This is a genomic window from Borrelia sp. A-FGy1, from assembly GCF_014084025.1.
Lineage (GTDB): Bacteria > Spirochaetota > Spirochaetia > Borreliales > Borreliaceae > Borrelia.
The window spans coordinates 247,773-263,445 of record NZ_CP043682.1 but is presented as its reverse complement, the minus strand read 5'-3'; the positions used below and the strand labels follow the sequence as shown (position 1 = coordinate 263,445).

Sequence of the window (15,673 nt, the reverse complement as noted above, 5' to 3'; positions counted from 1 at the left end):
TCATTTATCATCTATTCTCAATGCTTTAATTTTAGGTTTAAATAGGTAAATTAGTAATGGGAGTATTGTAAGTGACGCAATGGAAGTTGTTAGCATTGTAAAAGCTATTATAGCTCCAAGCGTTGCAATTATTTTATAAGTAGAAAACATTAATGTTAAAAACCCTATACCTACTGATATTGAATTTGCAAAAATTCCATTAAATACATTGAGGATTGATTCAAGTAAAGCCTTTTTATAGTCGTTAATTTTTTGATAATTTAATTTAAATGCATTAAAAAAGTGAATTGAGTAGTCTACTCCTACTCCCATGCTAACAGATGCAATTGTTGCTGTTGCAGGGTTTAGCGTTATTCCAAAAAGTCTCATTACAGCAAAATTTAGGAATACAGACCATGATACTGGGATTGCAATTATTATTCCAATTTTAATTGATTTAAAGAATATTATTAGCAATATTGTTATTGCACTAAGTGTTGTGATAATACTATTAATTTGTTCTGTTACCATAGTTTTAGATATTAGTATTTTGTCATAAGCACCTGAGAATTGATATTCATATCCTGGCATATACTCATTAAGTAAATTAATTACGTAATCTATGAAGATTTTTATTTCTTCAGTTGAATTTTTATCGATTCTTACAATAATTGATATTTGAGACCAATCATCATTTACATACATTTTGGTCATGTTTTTAATGGAATTGCTTCTACTGATTAAAAGGATTAATTTATTTAATATTGATTGATTTTTAGGAAGCCTATATTCATTCGGATTTTCTTTCTTAAATTTAAAGTTAATAAATCTTATGATACCGTTTATTGAGCTAGATTGAGTCTTAGCACTAAATGAGTCAATCTTATCTGTAATTAAGTCTAAGTTTTGCATATTTTTTGCATTTTTAAATGATCCAGATATGCCTTTAATTTCAATTTTAATAATAGAAATTCCCCCTATCTCTTTTTGCATCAGATTTAATGTTTTTTTGACACTTGTATGTTCTTGGAAATAGTCTTTTTCATCAAAGTTAATCTCTATTCTTAGAAGACCTACAATAGATATGAATAAAATAATTAGAGTTGAGATAGATGATGGATATTTATTGCTCAAAAGCCAATTTGTGATTTTCTGATTTATTATTGAAAGTTTTTCAAGAAAATTGTTTTTGGTGATCTTACTTTTATTTATTTCTTTATTCTTAAATGGAATATACACTAGTATTCCAGGCAATATTAATAAGGACATTAGCATTCCAATTGTTACTCCTATTGCCATAAAAATTCCCATTATTCTATATGCATGAATTGATGAAGTTATTAACGATAAAAAGCCAAGAGCTGTTGTCAGAGAAGTTAGAAGTATTGGTACTCTTAAAGTTTTTATTGTAGTAATTATTATTTTCTTAGAAAAAGATTCTTTTTTTATTTTTTTAAGTATTTCATTTATTATGTGTACGGAATTGGCACATCCAATTGAAATAAGTAATACAATCATTGTTGTTTCTGGGACAGTAATAGGAGATCGTACAAGTCCTTTGATTCCAAAAGTCCAAACTAATGCAAAAGTTGCAATGAATATTGGTATTAAGGCTCCTGATATGTTTTTTGCAACAAGGTAAAGCGATAAAATGACTATAAGTGTGGCTAAGGGGCCTAAAAATATAAAATCGTCAATCATATAATTAAGTATTTTTTCTCTTATTACAAGATCTCCTGTCAAATAAAGTTTAAGATCATCAGTTTCATATTTTTTAATTGTTGCTTCCATTTCTTCAATTTCACTTTTCAAATTTCTACTAAAATTTGTTTTTTCGTTTTCTGCAGGAACAATTATAAAATAAGTTAAGGTTCCATTGTCGTTTAAGAATGTATTTTTTATAAATGATGTTGAATTTACTTTTTCTCTTATATCATTTATTTCCTCATCTGTGTAAATATCTTTTTTAAATTGTGGAAAGTATGTAAATATGCTTGTAACAGAGCTATGAGGCACTTTTAATATATTAGTTATATCATTAGCTACTTTATTAATTTTTTCAAAGGTTTCTTTATTAAAAATGCTGTTTTTATTTTTAAATATTACAATTGTTGATAAGAGGGAATTACTTTTATCTATGTCTATTATTCTTTCAGTTTCTTTAGTTTTTGGAATAAGCTTTAGAATATTAGAATCAAATTCTATATTTTTCAAAAAGAAACCTAAAAAAATAGTTATTAATGTAAAAATAAGAAGTATAATTTTTCTGTATTTAATGGTCATTTTCTCAAAATTCATTTCTGTCTCTTTATTTCGTTACTATATTTATAAGCTTATCCTTAACCGTAACTATTTTAAGTATTTTTCTGTTTTTTATATTTTTTATAATTTTGTTATTTTTTAGTGCAGTTTCCTTAAGAATATTCTCATCTGTTCCTTTACTTATTACAATTTTATCTTTTGTCTTGCCATTGATTTGTAATACAATTTCTCTTTTTTCATCAATAATAAGACTTTGATTATATTTGGGCCATTTTGCATTCTTAAATATACTAGGAGGTTCTCCTAAATACTCCCACATTTCTTCTCCTAGATGAGGTGCAAAAGGCGATAATATGATAATAAAAAGTTTAAATATTTCTTTATAGTTTTTATCATATTTGTAAAGTTCATTTATAAATATCATTAATGATGATATTGCGGTGTTAAAATTTAGGTTTTCTATATCTTCTGTTACTTTTTTTATTGTTTTGTGAAGTTTAGATATTATTTCTTTAGGCGCTTTCTCTATTGTTAATTCTTTATTTTTAATAGCCCAGATCTTGTTTAAGAATCTAAAAATTCCAATTAAACCTTTTGTATTCCAAGGTTTTGAATCGGTTAAAGGCCCCATGAACATTTCATAAATTCTTATTGAATCGGCACCATATTCATTAATAATGTAATCTGGATTTATTACGTTTTTTAATGATTTTGACATTTTAGCAACTATTTGTTTTAATTCCTTGTTGTTACTTTTAGAAAAGAATTTATTATCTTTCTGTATTACCTCATCATTAGGAACGAGGATTCCATTTTCGTCTTGATATGCAAATGATGTTATCATTCCTTGATTTACAAGTTTTATAAAAGGTTCTTTTGTATTAACATAACCTAAATCGTATAGTACTTTATGCCAAAATCTTGCATATAGGAGATGTAATACTGAATGCTCTGCACCTCCAATATAAAGATCAACCGGCATCCAGTAATTGATCTTTTCCTTACTAGCGAATTCTTTTTCATTTTTTGGGTCAAGATACCGGATATAGTACCAGCATGAGCCTGCCCATTGAGGCATTGTATTTGTGTCTCTCTTGTATGTTTTTCCATTATATTTGACGTTTGCCCAACTATGAACTCTTGCTAAAGGAGATTCACCTGTTCCTGATGGTTTATAATTTTCTATTTCTGGTAGTCTTAGAGGTAAATCATCTTCTTTTAGTGGTGTTTCATCTAGTTTTTCATCAAGTAAAATGGGAATAGGCTCTCCCCAATATCTCTGTCTTGAAAAGACCCAATCTCTGAGTTTATAATTAATCTTTTTTTTCCCCTTATTATTCCTAATAAGCCATTCTATTACTCTTTCTTTTACTTCGCTAGTATGTAGGTTATTAAATTCTTTGGGTGTGTTAACTGAAATTCCATTTTCAATAAATGGTTTTTCTAGTATTTTGTTATTTCCCGTTTTTAAAACTACTTGCCTTATTTCTAAATTGTATTTTTTTGCAAATTTAAAATCTCTCTCATCATGCGCTGGAACACTCATTACAGCACCAGTTCCATAAGATCCAAGTACATAGCTACCTATCCATATTGGAATTTCTTCTTTAGTAATTGGATTAATAGCATGGGCTCCTGTGAATAGTCCTGTTTTATCTTTTTCAAGAGAAGTTCTTTCAAGATCGCTTTTAAGATATTCTTTGTTTCTGTAATCTGATATAAGAGTTTTGAATTCATCTTTTGTTATTTTATCTACTATTTTATTTTCTGGGGCTAGAACTAAGTAGGTTACACCAAATATTGTATCTGGTCTTGTGGTAAATACTCTAATTTTTTCTTCACTGTCCTTTACTTCAAATTCGATTTCAGCCCCTATTGATTTTCCAATCCAGTTTTTCTGCATTTCTTTAACAGATTCAGGCCAGTCTACTTCTTTAAGGTCTTCAATTAACCTTTCTGCATATTCTGTAATCTTTAGTACCCATTGCCTTAGTGGCTTCCTTTCTACCTTGTGGAGCCCTCTTTCAGATTTTGGTCCGCTAGATGTTTGTATAATTTCTTCATTTGATAATACTGTTCCAAGAGCCGGACAATACCAAACAGGTATTTCTTTTGTATAAGCTAAGCCTTTTTTATATAATTTTAGAAATATCCATTGTGTCCACCTATAGTAGCTCTCATCATGGGTTTTGATTTCTCTGTCCCAGTCGTATGCAAACCCTAATGATTTAATTTGTTCTTTGAATTTCTCAATGTTATCTTCTGTTATTTTTTTGGGATGAGTCCCTGTTTGTATTGCATAGTTCTCTGCGGGAAGTCCAAAACTATCAAATCCAATTGGATGAAGTACATTAAATCCATTTAAAAGCTTATATCTTGTTAATATATCAGTTGCAGTGTACCCTTCGAGATGTCCGACGTGAAGTCCGTTAGCTGAAGGATAAGGAAACATGTCGAGAATATAAATTCTTTTCTCTTTAGGGATATCCAGATCTTCATCAGCTTTGTATGTTTTATACTTATACCAGTAATCTTGCCATTTTTTTTCTATTTTTTTGAAATTGTATTCAGACATTTAGCCTCTCAGTGAATGAAATTGTTATTTTGATTTTAAAATTTTATACCATCCTTACATTCTATAGCTATTTTATTGAAAAGTAAATTGATACTTTAGTTCTTTTCTAGCTTGAATTTATGAGTATAAATTCTTTCGAATAATGCTGTGGACTGGACTTGAACCAGCATAAGTTTTCACTTACTAGCCCCTCAAGCTAGCGTGTCTACCACTTCCACCACCACAGCATCTTATGAATAATTATATTTTTTATTTAAAATATTTGTCAATTTTTTGTTTTTTTTTATTTTTTATAAATAGTATAATTAGAATTATTGTGGATAATGAGATAAATGATAGTAAAATTGTTATTTTTACTTTAGGAACTATCATTTTAAATGATTCTCCTATTTTAAAACTTAAAGTAAAGTAAATTGTAATTGATATAATAGCTGCAAAGAAATCAGCTAACAGGAAATGACAAGGTCTCATGTTTCCCATTCCGGCAGATATAAATATTGCATTTCTGACACCAAATGGAATAAATCTGCCAAAAAAGAGAGTTAAACTTCCATATTCTCCATAATAGTAATTCATTATATCTATTAGTTTGTTAACTTTTGTCTTTTTCCTAAATAGTTTATATGCTAAAAATCTTCCTATATAAAATGAAATTATATCGCCAATATATGCTCCCCAGAAAATCCCTAAAAATATTAAAACTGTGTACTCACTTTTTCGACTAGAAAGTATACCGCCCATTAATACTATTGCATCTTCGGAAATTGGGATATTAAAGCCTGCAAGGATAAGTAGTGTAAAAAATACCACTGGAGCATAACCTATATTGAGATCTATAAATTCTAGTATCATATTCATAAATTTCTCATTATTTTTTTCTTGTCTTATATGTTAGGTACATACTAATTAAAGTGATATATGAAAGGTAAAAAATTAATATCATTTTTGATATTTTTAAATAAGTTTCTGGTAATTTTATAAATATTGCCAATATTAAACTTAAAGAAGTTAATATTGTGAGGGAAATTGTTAAAGATTTAAATTCTTTAGTTTTTGATGGATAAATAAATTTAATTGGTACAAAGCTTAATATAATGCATATTAATATTATAATCAGATTTGTAGTTTGTCCTATATTAAATATGAAATTAAAAATTATTAAGAGGTTCCATAAAGAGGGAAAACCTCTAAAAAAATGATCGCTTGTTTTTGCATCTATTCTTGAAAATTGGTATGCTGATGCAAATAAAATGCCAATGCAGATTATTATTTTATATTCATCTTTTATAAAGTATCCATAATAAAAAAATATTGCAGGAATAAATGTATAGTTTATATAATCTACAATATTGTCAAGAAGAGCTCCATCAACTGTTGAGATTAATTCTTTTATATTAAATTTTCTTGCCAATGTCCCATCAATCCCATCAATTATAAGCCCAATAATTGTAAGTTTTAATAAAAGAGGGTAATCGTCATTTACTATTGCGATTATTGAATAAAATCCAACTATTAAACCAGAAGCTGTTAAAATATGTACTGACCAAGCTATAATAAGATTTAAGTTCTTCAAAATCCTACCCCTTTTATTAGAATAATTTTTTTACGTCTTCAAGACGTTCTTTGAAAATATTAATTGTATTTTTTATTGTTGATTTTAATGTTAAGTCAACTCCGGTAACTTTTAAAGAATCTAATGGATATTTTGAACCTCCTGTCTTTAAAAATTCTATATAATTTTTAATCGCATCTTTTTTATTTTCTTTTATATTTTTATATATTAAAAGAGCAGCAGTAATACCTGTTGCATATTGATACACATAGAAAGGTGAATAGAAGTGAGGGATTCTAAAACATTCAAGAGAGCTATTTTTATCAATATTAAGTGTAGGTCCAAAATATTTTTTTAGTAATTTTGTATAGGTTGTCTTTAGTGTGTCTTTTACAACAGGTTTATCTTTATTAATCATATCATGAATAATATATTCAAATTCAGCAAACATTGTTTGTCTGAAAAATGTTGCAAGTAGATCATCTATTTGGGCTAATTTTATGTATTTTATTTTTTCAACATTTTTTTCATTTTTTAGTAAATAATCTGCAAGTATTTGTTCGTTTACTGTAGATGCTATTTCTGCCTCAAAAATAGAATATTGATACTGGGGAAATGGATTATTTTTAATACTGAAATAAGAATGCATAGAATGACCCGCTTCATGAGCTAGAGTAAACATGTCTCTTATTGATTCGTCTTTATAATTAATGAGTATATAGGGTTTACCGTTATAAGATCCTGCACTAAAAGCCCCTGATCTTTTTCCTTTGTTTTCGTATATATCAACCCAACGTTCCTTAAAAAATCCTTTTCTTAGTACTTCGACATATTCACTTCCTAGTATTTCTAGAGATTGTAAGATTTTTTCACAAGCTTCATTAAAAGAATTTTTAAATTTTATATCTTTTGTTAGAGGAACGTAAATATCATAGTGATTAAGATATTCTTGATTAAGTATGTTTTTTCTAAATTCATAATATTTATGAAGTGTAGATAAATTTTCATTAACTGTCTCAATTAAATTTGTATAAACTTTTTTATCAATATTATTTTTAAAAAGCTTCATTGAGATAGTGTCTTCAAATTTTTTTGTTTTGGCTAGAAATTTATTTTTATTTATATCAGCAATTAAGAGATTGGCCAATGTATTTTCATGTTTTTTATATTCTTTGTAAAATTTTAAGAAAGCTTTTCGTCTTATCTCTTGATCTTCATTATAAAGAAATAAGCTGTAGTTAGAATTGGTTAAAGGGTTCCCATCAATCTTTCCAAATTCCATATCTGCATTTGTTAATGAAGAGAATATGTCATTATAAGATGAATAAATGGGAGTATAATTAGCTAATATTTTCTCTTCTTCCTCGCTTAAAATATGTTCTTTTTCTCTTAAAATGTTTTCGACAGCTATTTTTTTATCTTGAAGATCGCTATTCTCAAGCCATTTCTTTACTTGTTTTATATCTGTTTTTAGTATTTTTGGAATAAAAAATGAAGTAGTATTTGATACTTCTGTTTCTAAGTTAATATTTATTGTTCTAAGTTTATTTGAATCTTTATTACTTACGTCTGTTTCTAGTTGAAGATAAGTGTAATAAGATGTTCTTTCTAATTTTTCTGCAATTTCGTAATAATCGTTTAAGGATTGTTTGAATGTGTTTAAATCAAAATCTAAGTTTTCATATTTCTTAAACTCTTCAAGTTTTAATTTAATTTCTTTTACCTCTTGTTTATATTCTTCATTATTTTTAAATAAAGAGGATAAATCCCATTTGTTGCTTTCTTTAACTTTGTTTCTATCTATCATTAAATTTCTCCTTTATTTTAATAGGGCATTGATTATAAACATGAATAGTAATTATTCTAAATCTTTGCTTATTATTTTACAATAAATCAAGTATTTATATATACGATATGTTTTTGAATTTTGGTTTTAAACTAAATGGTTTATTAAAAAATTTTTAAATTTAGTAAATGCAATTCCTCTATGTGATATTTTATTTTTTTCTGCAATATTTAATTCACTAAGTCTTCTATTGTTATTAGTTAGGAAAATTGGGTCATATCCAAATCTATTTTTTTTACAATAATCAATATTAGAAGCAATTTTACCTTTAAAGATACCTTTGAAATTACTTATTTGTCCATCTGTTGAAATATGACTAATTATACATACAAAATATGCTTCTCTGTTTTCCTTATGTTTCATTAAATCGATAATGAGCTGGTTTTTTTCGTGACTACTAAGCTTTTTTCCAATTTTATATTTATCATACCTTTTAGAATAAATGCCGGGTTCTAGATTTAAAGCCTTAATACATAGCCCAGAATCTTCACTAAAAACATTCTTCTTTCTATTTAAAAGTTCAAATAAAGCTTTTGCTTTGATTAAGGAATTTTCTCTAAAAGTTTTGCCTGTTTCTTTTACATCAAAATTTTTAGGAATTTCAAGTTTTATATTAGGGATATTTAAAATTTGCTTTACTTCGTTTATTTTGTTCATATTAGTAGTTGCAAAAAATAGTGTTTTCATTGTATAAATAATAAATCATTTATTTTAGTTTGTATATTTTTAAATTACTTATAGCGTTGTTACTGAAAGTATTTGTGATAATTAATTTATGATCTACTAGAGATAATGAGTATGAGCGCATGGTAAGCAAATTTTAGAAATGAAATAGAATTTTTAATGTTTATAGTTTAATTAACATTTAAAATGGAGTTAAGTGTTCTAAAGCTTTATAAATTAGTGAATGAGGTAAGGCCTGTGATTAAAAAGGAAATGAGGTATAAAATTATCTTATTTTTAAAAGGACTGGGTAAGCTTTGTTTTATAATCCTTAATTCTTTTGTTAAAGTTTTAAAAAGTATTTACTCTTTTTTTAGTCAAAATGTTAGTTTCATGATTGTTCCTCATGTTAAAGGTAATGTTAAGAACATAAAGATTTCTTTCTTAACTCTTTTTTTATTTTTTTTATTTTTTCTTGTTATTTTTATAGGGTTTGTTTTACTAACAGTTAATTATGTTACTCTTACATCTATTGTTAAGTCTACTGAAAAGAATTATGAACTTGCGGAATCTGAAATTGAAGATTTTAGGAACATAGTTGTTGAAATTAATTCTGTTGCTAATAATTTTTCTAGAGTGTTAGATGAACTTAGAACTTCTTTAAAAATAAAGGAAAGTAGTATTGATTTGAACCGTAATAAATTAGATGGTGACTTTGTAGATTTTCTTGATTTGCAAGTGTTGGATGCTAATGTAATAAAAGAATTGAGTGATCTTAAAAATGTTAAAAGCACGATAGAAGGATCTATTGCTCCTCTTAAGAGTATAGTTAAGTTACTTCATTCTCAAAATAAATTGTTAAATGATATCCCTTCTCTTTGGCCAATTATTAAAGGAGATGGCATTATTTCTTTGCATTTTGGACCTGCTATTGAGCCTTTTACTAGGCAATGGTATATTCATAAAGGAATAGATCTTGCGGGAGTAAGAATTGGAACAGCTATTGTTGCAGCTGCTGATGGAGAGGTTATTAGGGCTAGTCATCAATCAACAGGATATGGTAATTTTGTTCAAATTAAGCATAAGTATGGATTATCAACTCTTTATGCTCATCTTTCTCGCTTAAACACTTCAAAGGGTTCTTATGTTAAAAAAGGGCAGGTCATTGGATTTCTTGGACAAACAGGGTATTCTACAGGTCCTCATCTTCACTATGAAGTTCGAATAGGGTCTCAAGTTATAAATCCGGATATGTATTTAAATTTATCAACGGGAGCTTCAAAATAGATGTTAAATTTTTTGATTGTAAAGAAGAATAAGAAAGTTGTTTCAAATTTTATTTTTGATGAAATCAAAACTATAGTTGGTAAGAATGATTTTTTTAAAGGGGAATTAATTTCAAATAATTTTATACGCATTGATGGTGATTTTCTTGGGTCTATTAGTTCTACTAGAAGAGTTATAATTGGGGAAACAGGTAGAATTAAGTCAAATATTAATGCGAATGAGATTGTTATTTCTGGAATAGTTCTTGGAAATATTTATGCTGAAAATAAAATTAAAGTTTTTCAATCAGGGTGTGTGATTGGTAATATTTCATGCAGGTCAATCGAAGTTGAAGAGGGTGCAATTGTTGATGGATATATGAATATTGGCACTGGAAATCTTGGGCTTTCTGAAAAAGATATATTTGTTTATACAGGCTCTTATAAGGTAAATGAAGATATTTTAATTGAAGTGAATAAAGAAATGAAAGGAGAAAGAATTGTTAGAGATTTTCAAATAGGGGAAGGGGAGAGTAATAAATATTTATTAAATGATATAAGTAAAGCAGATGAAGATTAATAATTTAGTATCGGGTGCTTTAAATCTTGAGTCGAAAGATTATAGAAAAAATAAGAGAAAAGTTGATATAGGTAAGTCAAGTTTTTTTTCTTCTGTGTTTAAGTCAGAATTTATAAAAAAGGATAAACATTTTATTTTGCTTGAGAATGGAGAATTTAATCTTGATTTTATTAAAAATATTTTAGATGAAATTAATGATATTGGAGAAAAACTTTTAAGTGAACCTTCTCGTCAAAATGTAATTTTTTACAAGAAAACTATAGCAGAATTTTTCTCAATTATCTTATCATCTTCTATTTCTATTAAGGAACAAAAAGGGGGAAGCTGTGAAGAGATAAAGAGGCCTAAATATCGAATTATTAGAGTTATTAATGAAAAGCTTGATAAACTTGCTTATTCAGTTTTGCAAAGTCAAGTTTCTCAAGTTGAGCTTTTAAGTAGTCTTGAAGAAATTCAAGGGTTGCTTGTAAATTTGCTTATATGAAGCTTTTATTTTAAATTAATATAGATAGTTGAGATAGGAATAAATTATGCAGTGGTTATTTTTTCTATATTCTTTAATGATTATTTTACTATTTCAAAGCTGTTATTTTGCTTTTATTTAGGTTTATTATGATAAAAACGATGTTTAGGGTAGTAGATTGTATGTCATTTTATGAGAGTATTAATTATAAGTTTTTTTGATTTAAAAAAAGAGAGGATACTAAATACTATTTTTAAATCAAATATTTTTGGGCTGTCTCTATAAAGGTTTGTATTTGATTACTTTTCCATTCTTCATTTTTGCCAAGTTTATGCATCATAATTTCAGCTACCTTTGGTGTAGCTTCAATTGTAGCTTTTGCATTCAATAGCAGTGACCTTGTTCTTCTTGATAAAATGTCTTCTACGGTTTTTGCTTGTTCAAATTCAATAGCAAAGTTGATTTGAGCTTCATTTAATGATAAATCAGCATGAATCTTATTGTTAAATCCTTTCATTTCAGTTAAGCTTTTAAAATCACTTCCATAAACCCTAAAGGGTTCAGGGATATTGAGTACCTTTTCCTTTTCTAGATAACCGTGTAACTTTAAGTTTTCTGTAGTAGAGATTGAATTAGGTATTAAATTTTTTTCTATTGCTATTTTTAACGTCTTTTCTGCCATTTTTCTGAAAATAGTATATTTACCTCCAGCAATTGTAATAAGATTAGATTCGGATATAAAGATTTTTTCATCTCTTGATATTTTTGAAGTGTTTTGCTCTCCTTTAGGGTCTATTATAAGTGGCCTAATCCCCGCATAAGCGCTTTTGATGTCACTCTTACTTATTTTAGTGTTTAAATAATCGTTCATATTATTTATTATAAATTCAATTTCACTTTCTAAACTCTTAGGCTCTTCTTCAATTTTGTCTATTGAAACATCTGTGCTTCCACAAACAACTCCGTTATGCCAAGGTAACGCAAATAAAATTCTATTATCACTTGTCTTAGGTATAAGCATTGCATAATTTGTGTGGAATTTTTCTTTTTTAAGTATTATATGTGTTCCTTGAGAAGGTTTAATAATGTTAAGAGCACTAGGGTCGTCTATTTTTCTAATCTCATCTGCAAAAATGCCTGTTGCATTGACTATGCATTTACTTTTTATTGCAACTTTTATGTCATTTATTCTATCTTTAATAACAGCTCCTGATATTTTGCCTTTCTCTTTATTAAACTTTATAAGTTCTGTATAATTGAATGCTATTCCACCTTTTTCAGTAAAGGTTCTAAGCATGCTTATTACCATTCTAGCATCGTCAAAGGAATCATCATAATATAGCACAGAGCATTTAAGGCCTTCTGTTTTAATATTTGGAATTTTTTCTATTGTTTTAGGTTTTGACAGTAGTTTTGTTTTATATTTAGTTTTTTTATGTTTTCCAAGAAGGTTATGGTACCATCTTAATCCAAAATAGTAGTAAGGTAGGCTAAAAATATTATATATGGGTAAAACAAAAGCACATTCATTAACTAAATGAGGTGCATTTTGTTCAAGTAATGCTTTTTCATGTAGTGCTTCTTTTACTAAGGATATATTTAATTGAGCTAAATACCTCACGCCGCCATGTATTAGTTTAGTTGATCTAGAAGATGTACCTTTTGCATAATCAAATTTTTCAATAAGCAAAGTCTTATTGCCTCTTGTAATTGAATCTATTGCAATTCCCAGGCCCGTAGCTCCCCCACCAATTATTATTATGTCAAAATCTTTGTTATTAAAATCCTTTAATTGTTTTTTTTCGGTTTTGTTCATAAAAATTAAATATTCTCCTTATTCTTAATAAATTTATTTTTTTATAAAGCTTATTGCTATGTCAGGAAAATCTGTAAATATTCCATCTACTTTTGCCTCATTAAATAGTAAATTTAATAATTCATTTGCGTTTTTTACATATGAAGGCAATGCATCAATTCTCATAGTGTAAGGATGAATCTCCATTTTGTGTTTATGAGCTAAGGAAATAAGTCCCGATACTTTTCCATCAATTATGATTTGAGGTATCCAAGGTCCTATACCATCAGAGTATTTTGCAACTTCTGCCATACCTTCTTCTGATTTGATATATTCATAGTCTGTAGGCGCTTCGTCCCAATCATTTTCACCGATGAGCATAACAAGCTTTCCTTTATAACCAATTTCTTCTCTTATTCTCTTAAGTTCATCAAAGTCGAATATTTGAAGATAAATGTTATCTTCTTTTGATTTATAGCCATATTTATTTAGGATTTCTATTACAATCTTGGATATATCTTTACCTTGTTGTTTATGCCAAAAGGGTTTTTTAATTTCAGGATAAATTCCAACATTTTTCCCTGTACTTTTGTTTAATCCTTGTATGAATTTTATTTCTTCTTCTAGAGTTGGAATTTTGAAATGGTAATCACTTAAGGGGAAACGGTTGGGATATATTGCTTTTCTAGTTTTAGGATCAAATCTTTCGCTAATCTTTAGCGATTTTAGCTCTCTTAATGTGAAATCAACAGAATAGTATCTTCCATCTTCTCTAGCTCTTTCAGGAAATATTTCTGCAACATTTGTTGTTGTGTCAATTTCTGGGTCATGCATTATAATAGGGATATTATCTTTTGTCAGAACAATATCTTGTTCTAGATAATTAGCTCCTAAAGCGTAAGCGTATGCTTTAGCCTCTAACGTATGTTCTGGTAAATAACCACTAGCGCCTCTATGAGCTATAACTATAGGTGATACCTTACTAGTACCTATTTTTTCCTTCTCGCAAGAGTTGATGAGAAAAGAACTTGTTAATAACAGCAACAATTTAAGTTTTATTTTTTTCATTTTACAACCTCTTATATTAGTATCATTACATTATATAGTTGTTAATCTTCTATTTCCATATAATTATTAAGTTCTTTTATTATTCCTATTTGTTTTGTTTTCTTGCCTAAATGCTAGACTTATAAATGTTATTGCAAGTAAGCAAGAAGCTATTAATAGATAAAAATAGGTGTTCCAATTAAAGTATTGCAATACAAATCCTGTAATAGCACTCGCAGCTACAGAACCTCCTATATAACCAAATAATCCTGTAAATCCTGCGGCAGTACCTGCTGCCTTTTTAGGGACAAGGTCAAGAGCATGAAGTCCAATAAGCATAACAGGTCCGTAAATTAAGAATCCTATTATTGCCAAAAGAGTAGTTGTAATAATAGATGTATTTTCTGGTAATTTCCAATATATAACTATTGTAACAAGAGCAGCGGACATAAAAATTATTCCGGTTTCAGTTCTTCTTCCCTTAAAAATCTTGTCAGATATCCATCCACAAATTATTGTTCCAGGAATGGCTGAAAATTCATAAATGGAATATGCCCATCCTGAATCTTTTATAGAAAAGTGTTTTACTTGTGATAGATATGTAGGAGACCAATCTAAAATGCCATATCTGACAAAATATATGAATGCATTAGCAATAGCTATGTACCAAAGTAACTTATTATTAAAAACATATTTTATAAAAATGTCTTTTGCTTTGAGTTCTTCTTCTAGTTTTTTTGTATAATTTTCAGGATAATCATTTTTGTACTCTTCAACTGGCGGTAGTCCTACAGATTGAGGAGTATCTTTTAATGTAAAAAGAACAAAAATGGCAATTCCTATCACCAACATTGCTGGTACATAAAGTACAGCTTGCCATTTGTTGAAGTGAAGAAGAGCCCAAGATGATATGATTCCCGAGAACGCTGCTCCTGTATTATGAGCTACATTCCAAGTAGCAACGGTTATCCCTCTTTCTTTTGTTGACCACCAATGTACCATAGTTCTTCCACAAGCAGGCCATCCCATTCCCTGAACCCATCCGTTTGAGAACATTAAAACGAACATGAGTATTACGGCTGTAGTAGTTTCAATTGAATTCCATGGAAATAAACCAAAAATAACAGTAATTATGGCAGACAAGAATAATCCTAGAGATAGAAAATATCTAGGATTGCTTCGATCTGAGACATTACCCATTATAAATTTAGAGAATCCATATGCAATTGAAACGCCGGATAAAATTATTCCTAGTTGTCCTTTTCCAAAGCCTTCTTTTTCAAGTTCAGGCATAGCAAACGAAAAAATTTTTCTTGTTAAATAAAAACCAGCATATCCAATGAATATTGAAACAAATATTTGAAACCTTAATCTTTTGTATAGTGAATCTTCTATATCTTTTTTTACTCTTTTTATGTGTTGTGCTGGGCTGAGAAAATTAAATAACTTTTTCATCTTTATCTCCACTTATTATCATATATTCATTAAAATATTAGACACAGAATTTAAATTCTACTAACCTACATAAAATTTTCATCTGACTATTTGTTTAGTTGTTATTTAATCCAAGATTCTTCTATATCAGTAGCTTTGTTCCAATTATAAATCAAATTTTTCTTTTATTTTTAATTGAAAGTTTAAATTTT

The 15,673-nt window shown here is 27.9% G+C and carries 12 protein-coding genes and 1 tRNA gene; 3 read left to right on the top strand and 10 right to left on the bottom strand.

The features are described 5' to 3' along the window. The 7 genes from F0310_RS01225 to rdgB all read right to left on the bottom strand — a co-directional run bounded on the left by F0310_RS01225 (position 1) and on the right by rdgB (position 8,901). On the bottom strand, positions 1–2,277 hold the full coding sequence (locus F0310_RS01225) for an efflux RND transporter permease subunit (protein ID WP_182117156.1): 2,277 nt from the start codon (positions 2,275–2,277) through the stop codon (positions 1–3). Positions 2,278–2,287: 10 nt separating this feature from the next. Then, the gene (gene leuS / locus F0310_RS01220; protein ID WP_182117155.1) at positions 2,288–4,816 is read right to left on the bottom strand and encodes a leucine--tRNA ligase; all 2,529 of its coding nucleotides are present in this window, start codon (positions 4,814–4,816) and stop codon (positions 2,288–2,290) included. 143 nt (positions 4,817–4,959) lie between these two features. Continuing rightward, a tRNA-Leu gene (locus F0310_RS01215) sits at positions 4,960–5,043 on the bottom strand. A 22-nt stretch (positions 5,044–5,065) separates the two neighbouring features. Continuing rightward, positions 5,066–5,674, bottom strand: coding sequence for a DedA family protein (locus tag F0310_RS01210; RefSeq protein ID WP_182117154.1), 609 nt, complete (start codon positions 5,672–5,674; stop codon positions 5,066–5,068). Between the two features lie 10 nt (positions 5,675–5,684). Next, positions 5,685–6,389, bottom strand: coding sequence for a phosphatidylcholine synthase (gene pcsA, locus F0310_RS01205; RefSeq protein WP_182117153.1), 705 nt, complete (start codon positions 6,387–6,389; stop codon positions 5,685–5,687). 16 nt (positions 6,390–6,405) lie between these two features. After that, positions 6,406–8,175, bottom strand: a complete 1,770-nt coding sequence (pepF, locus tag F0310_RS01200; RefSeq protein ID WP_182117152.1) for an oligoendopeptidase F — start codon at positions 8,173–8,175, stop codon at positions 6,406–6,408. A gap of 126 nt (positions 8,176–8,301) precedes the next feature. After that, positions 8,302–8,901 (bottom strand): RdgB/HAM1 family non-canonical purine NTP pyrophosphatase, encoded by a 600-nt coding sequence (gene rdgB, locus F0310_RS01195; RefSeq protein ID WP_182117151.1) that lies wholly within the window; start codon positions 8,899–8,901, stop codon positions 8,302–8,304. A 249-nt stretch (positions 8,902–9,150) separates the two neighbouring features. Between rdgB and F0310_RS01190 the strand changes: the two genes are divergently transcribed. The 3 genes from F0310_RS01190 to F0310_RS01180 are packed head-to-tail and all read left to right on the top strand — an operon-like array spanning position 9,151 to position 11,206. Further along, positions 9,151–10,164 carry a peptidoglycan DD-metalloendopeptidase family protein gene (locus tag F0310_RS01190; protein ID WP_476577986.1) on the top strand — a complete coding sequence of 338 codons (1,014 nt, stop codon included), beginning with the start codon at positions 9,151–9,153 and terminating at the stop codon, positions 10,162–10,164. Continuing rightward, complete coding sequence (locus F0310_RS01185) at positions 10,165–10,722, top strand: bactofilin family protein (RefSeq protein ID WP_182117150.1); 558 nt, start codon at positions 10,165–10,167, stop codon at positions 10,720–10,722. Then, positions 10,712–11,206 carry a DUF327 family protein gene (locus F0310_RS01180; RefSeq protein ID WP_182117149.1) on the top strand — a complete coding sequence of 165 codons (495 nt, stop codon included), beginning with the start codon at positions 10,712–10,714 and terminating at the stop codon, positions 11,204–11,206. The genes F0310_RS01185 and F0310_RS01180 overlap by 11 nt, the downstream gene beginning before the upstream one ends. Positions 11,207–11,438: 232 nt before the next feature. On the opposite strand, the gene F0310_RS01175 is transcribed toward F0310_RS01180, so the two are convergent. The 3 genes from F0310_RS01175 to glpT all read right to left on the bottom strand — a co-directional run bounded on the left by F0310_RS01175 (position 11,439) and on the right by glpT (position 15,482). Continuing rightward, complete coding sequence (locus tag F0310_RS01175) at positions 11,439–13,001, bottom strand: glycerol-3-phosphate dehydrogenase/oxidase (RefSeq protein WP_182117148.1); 1,563 nt, start codon at positions 12,999–13,001, stop codon at positions 11,439–11,441. 33 nt (positions 13,002–13,034) lie between these two features. Next, entirely contained in the window at positions 13,035–14,048 is a 1,014-nt protein-coding gene (gene glpQ / locus F0310_RS01170) for a glycerophosphodiester phosphodiesterase (RefSeq protein WP_182117147.1), read from the bottom strand. A gap of 66 nt (positions 14,049–14,114) precedes the next feature. Further along, positions 14,115–15,482 carry a glycerol-3-phosphate transporter gene (glpT, locus tag F0310_RS01165; RefSeq protein WP_182117146.1) on the bottom strand — a complete coding sequence of 456 codons (1,368 nt, stop codon included), beginning with the start codon at positions 15,480–15,482 and terminating at the stop codon, positions 14,115–14,117. Positions 15,483–15,673 lie beyond the last annotated feature (191 nt).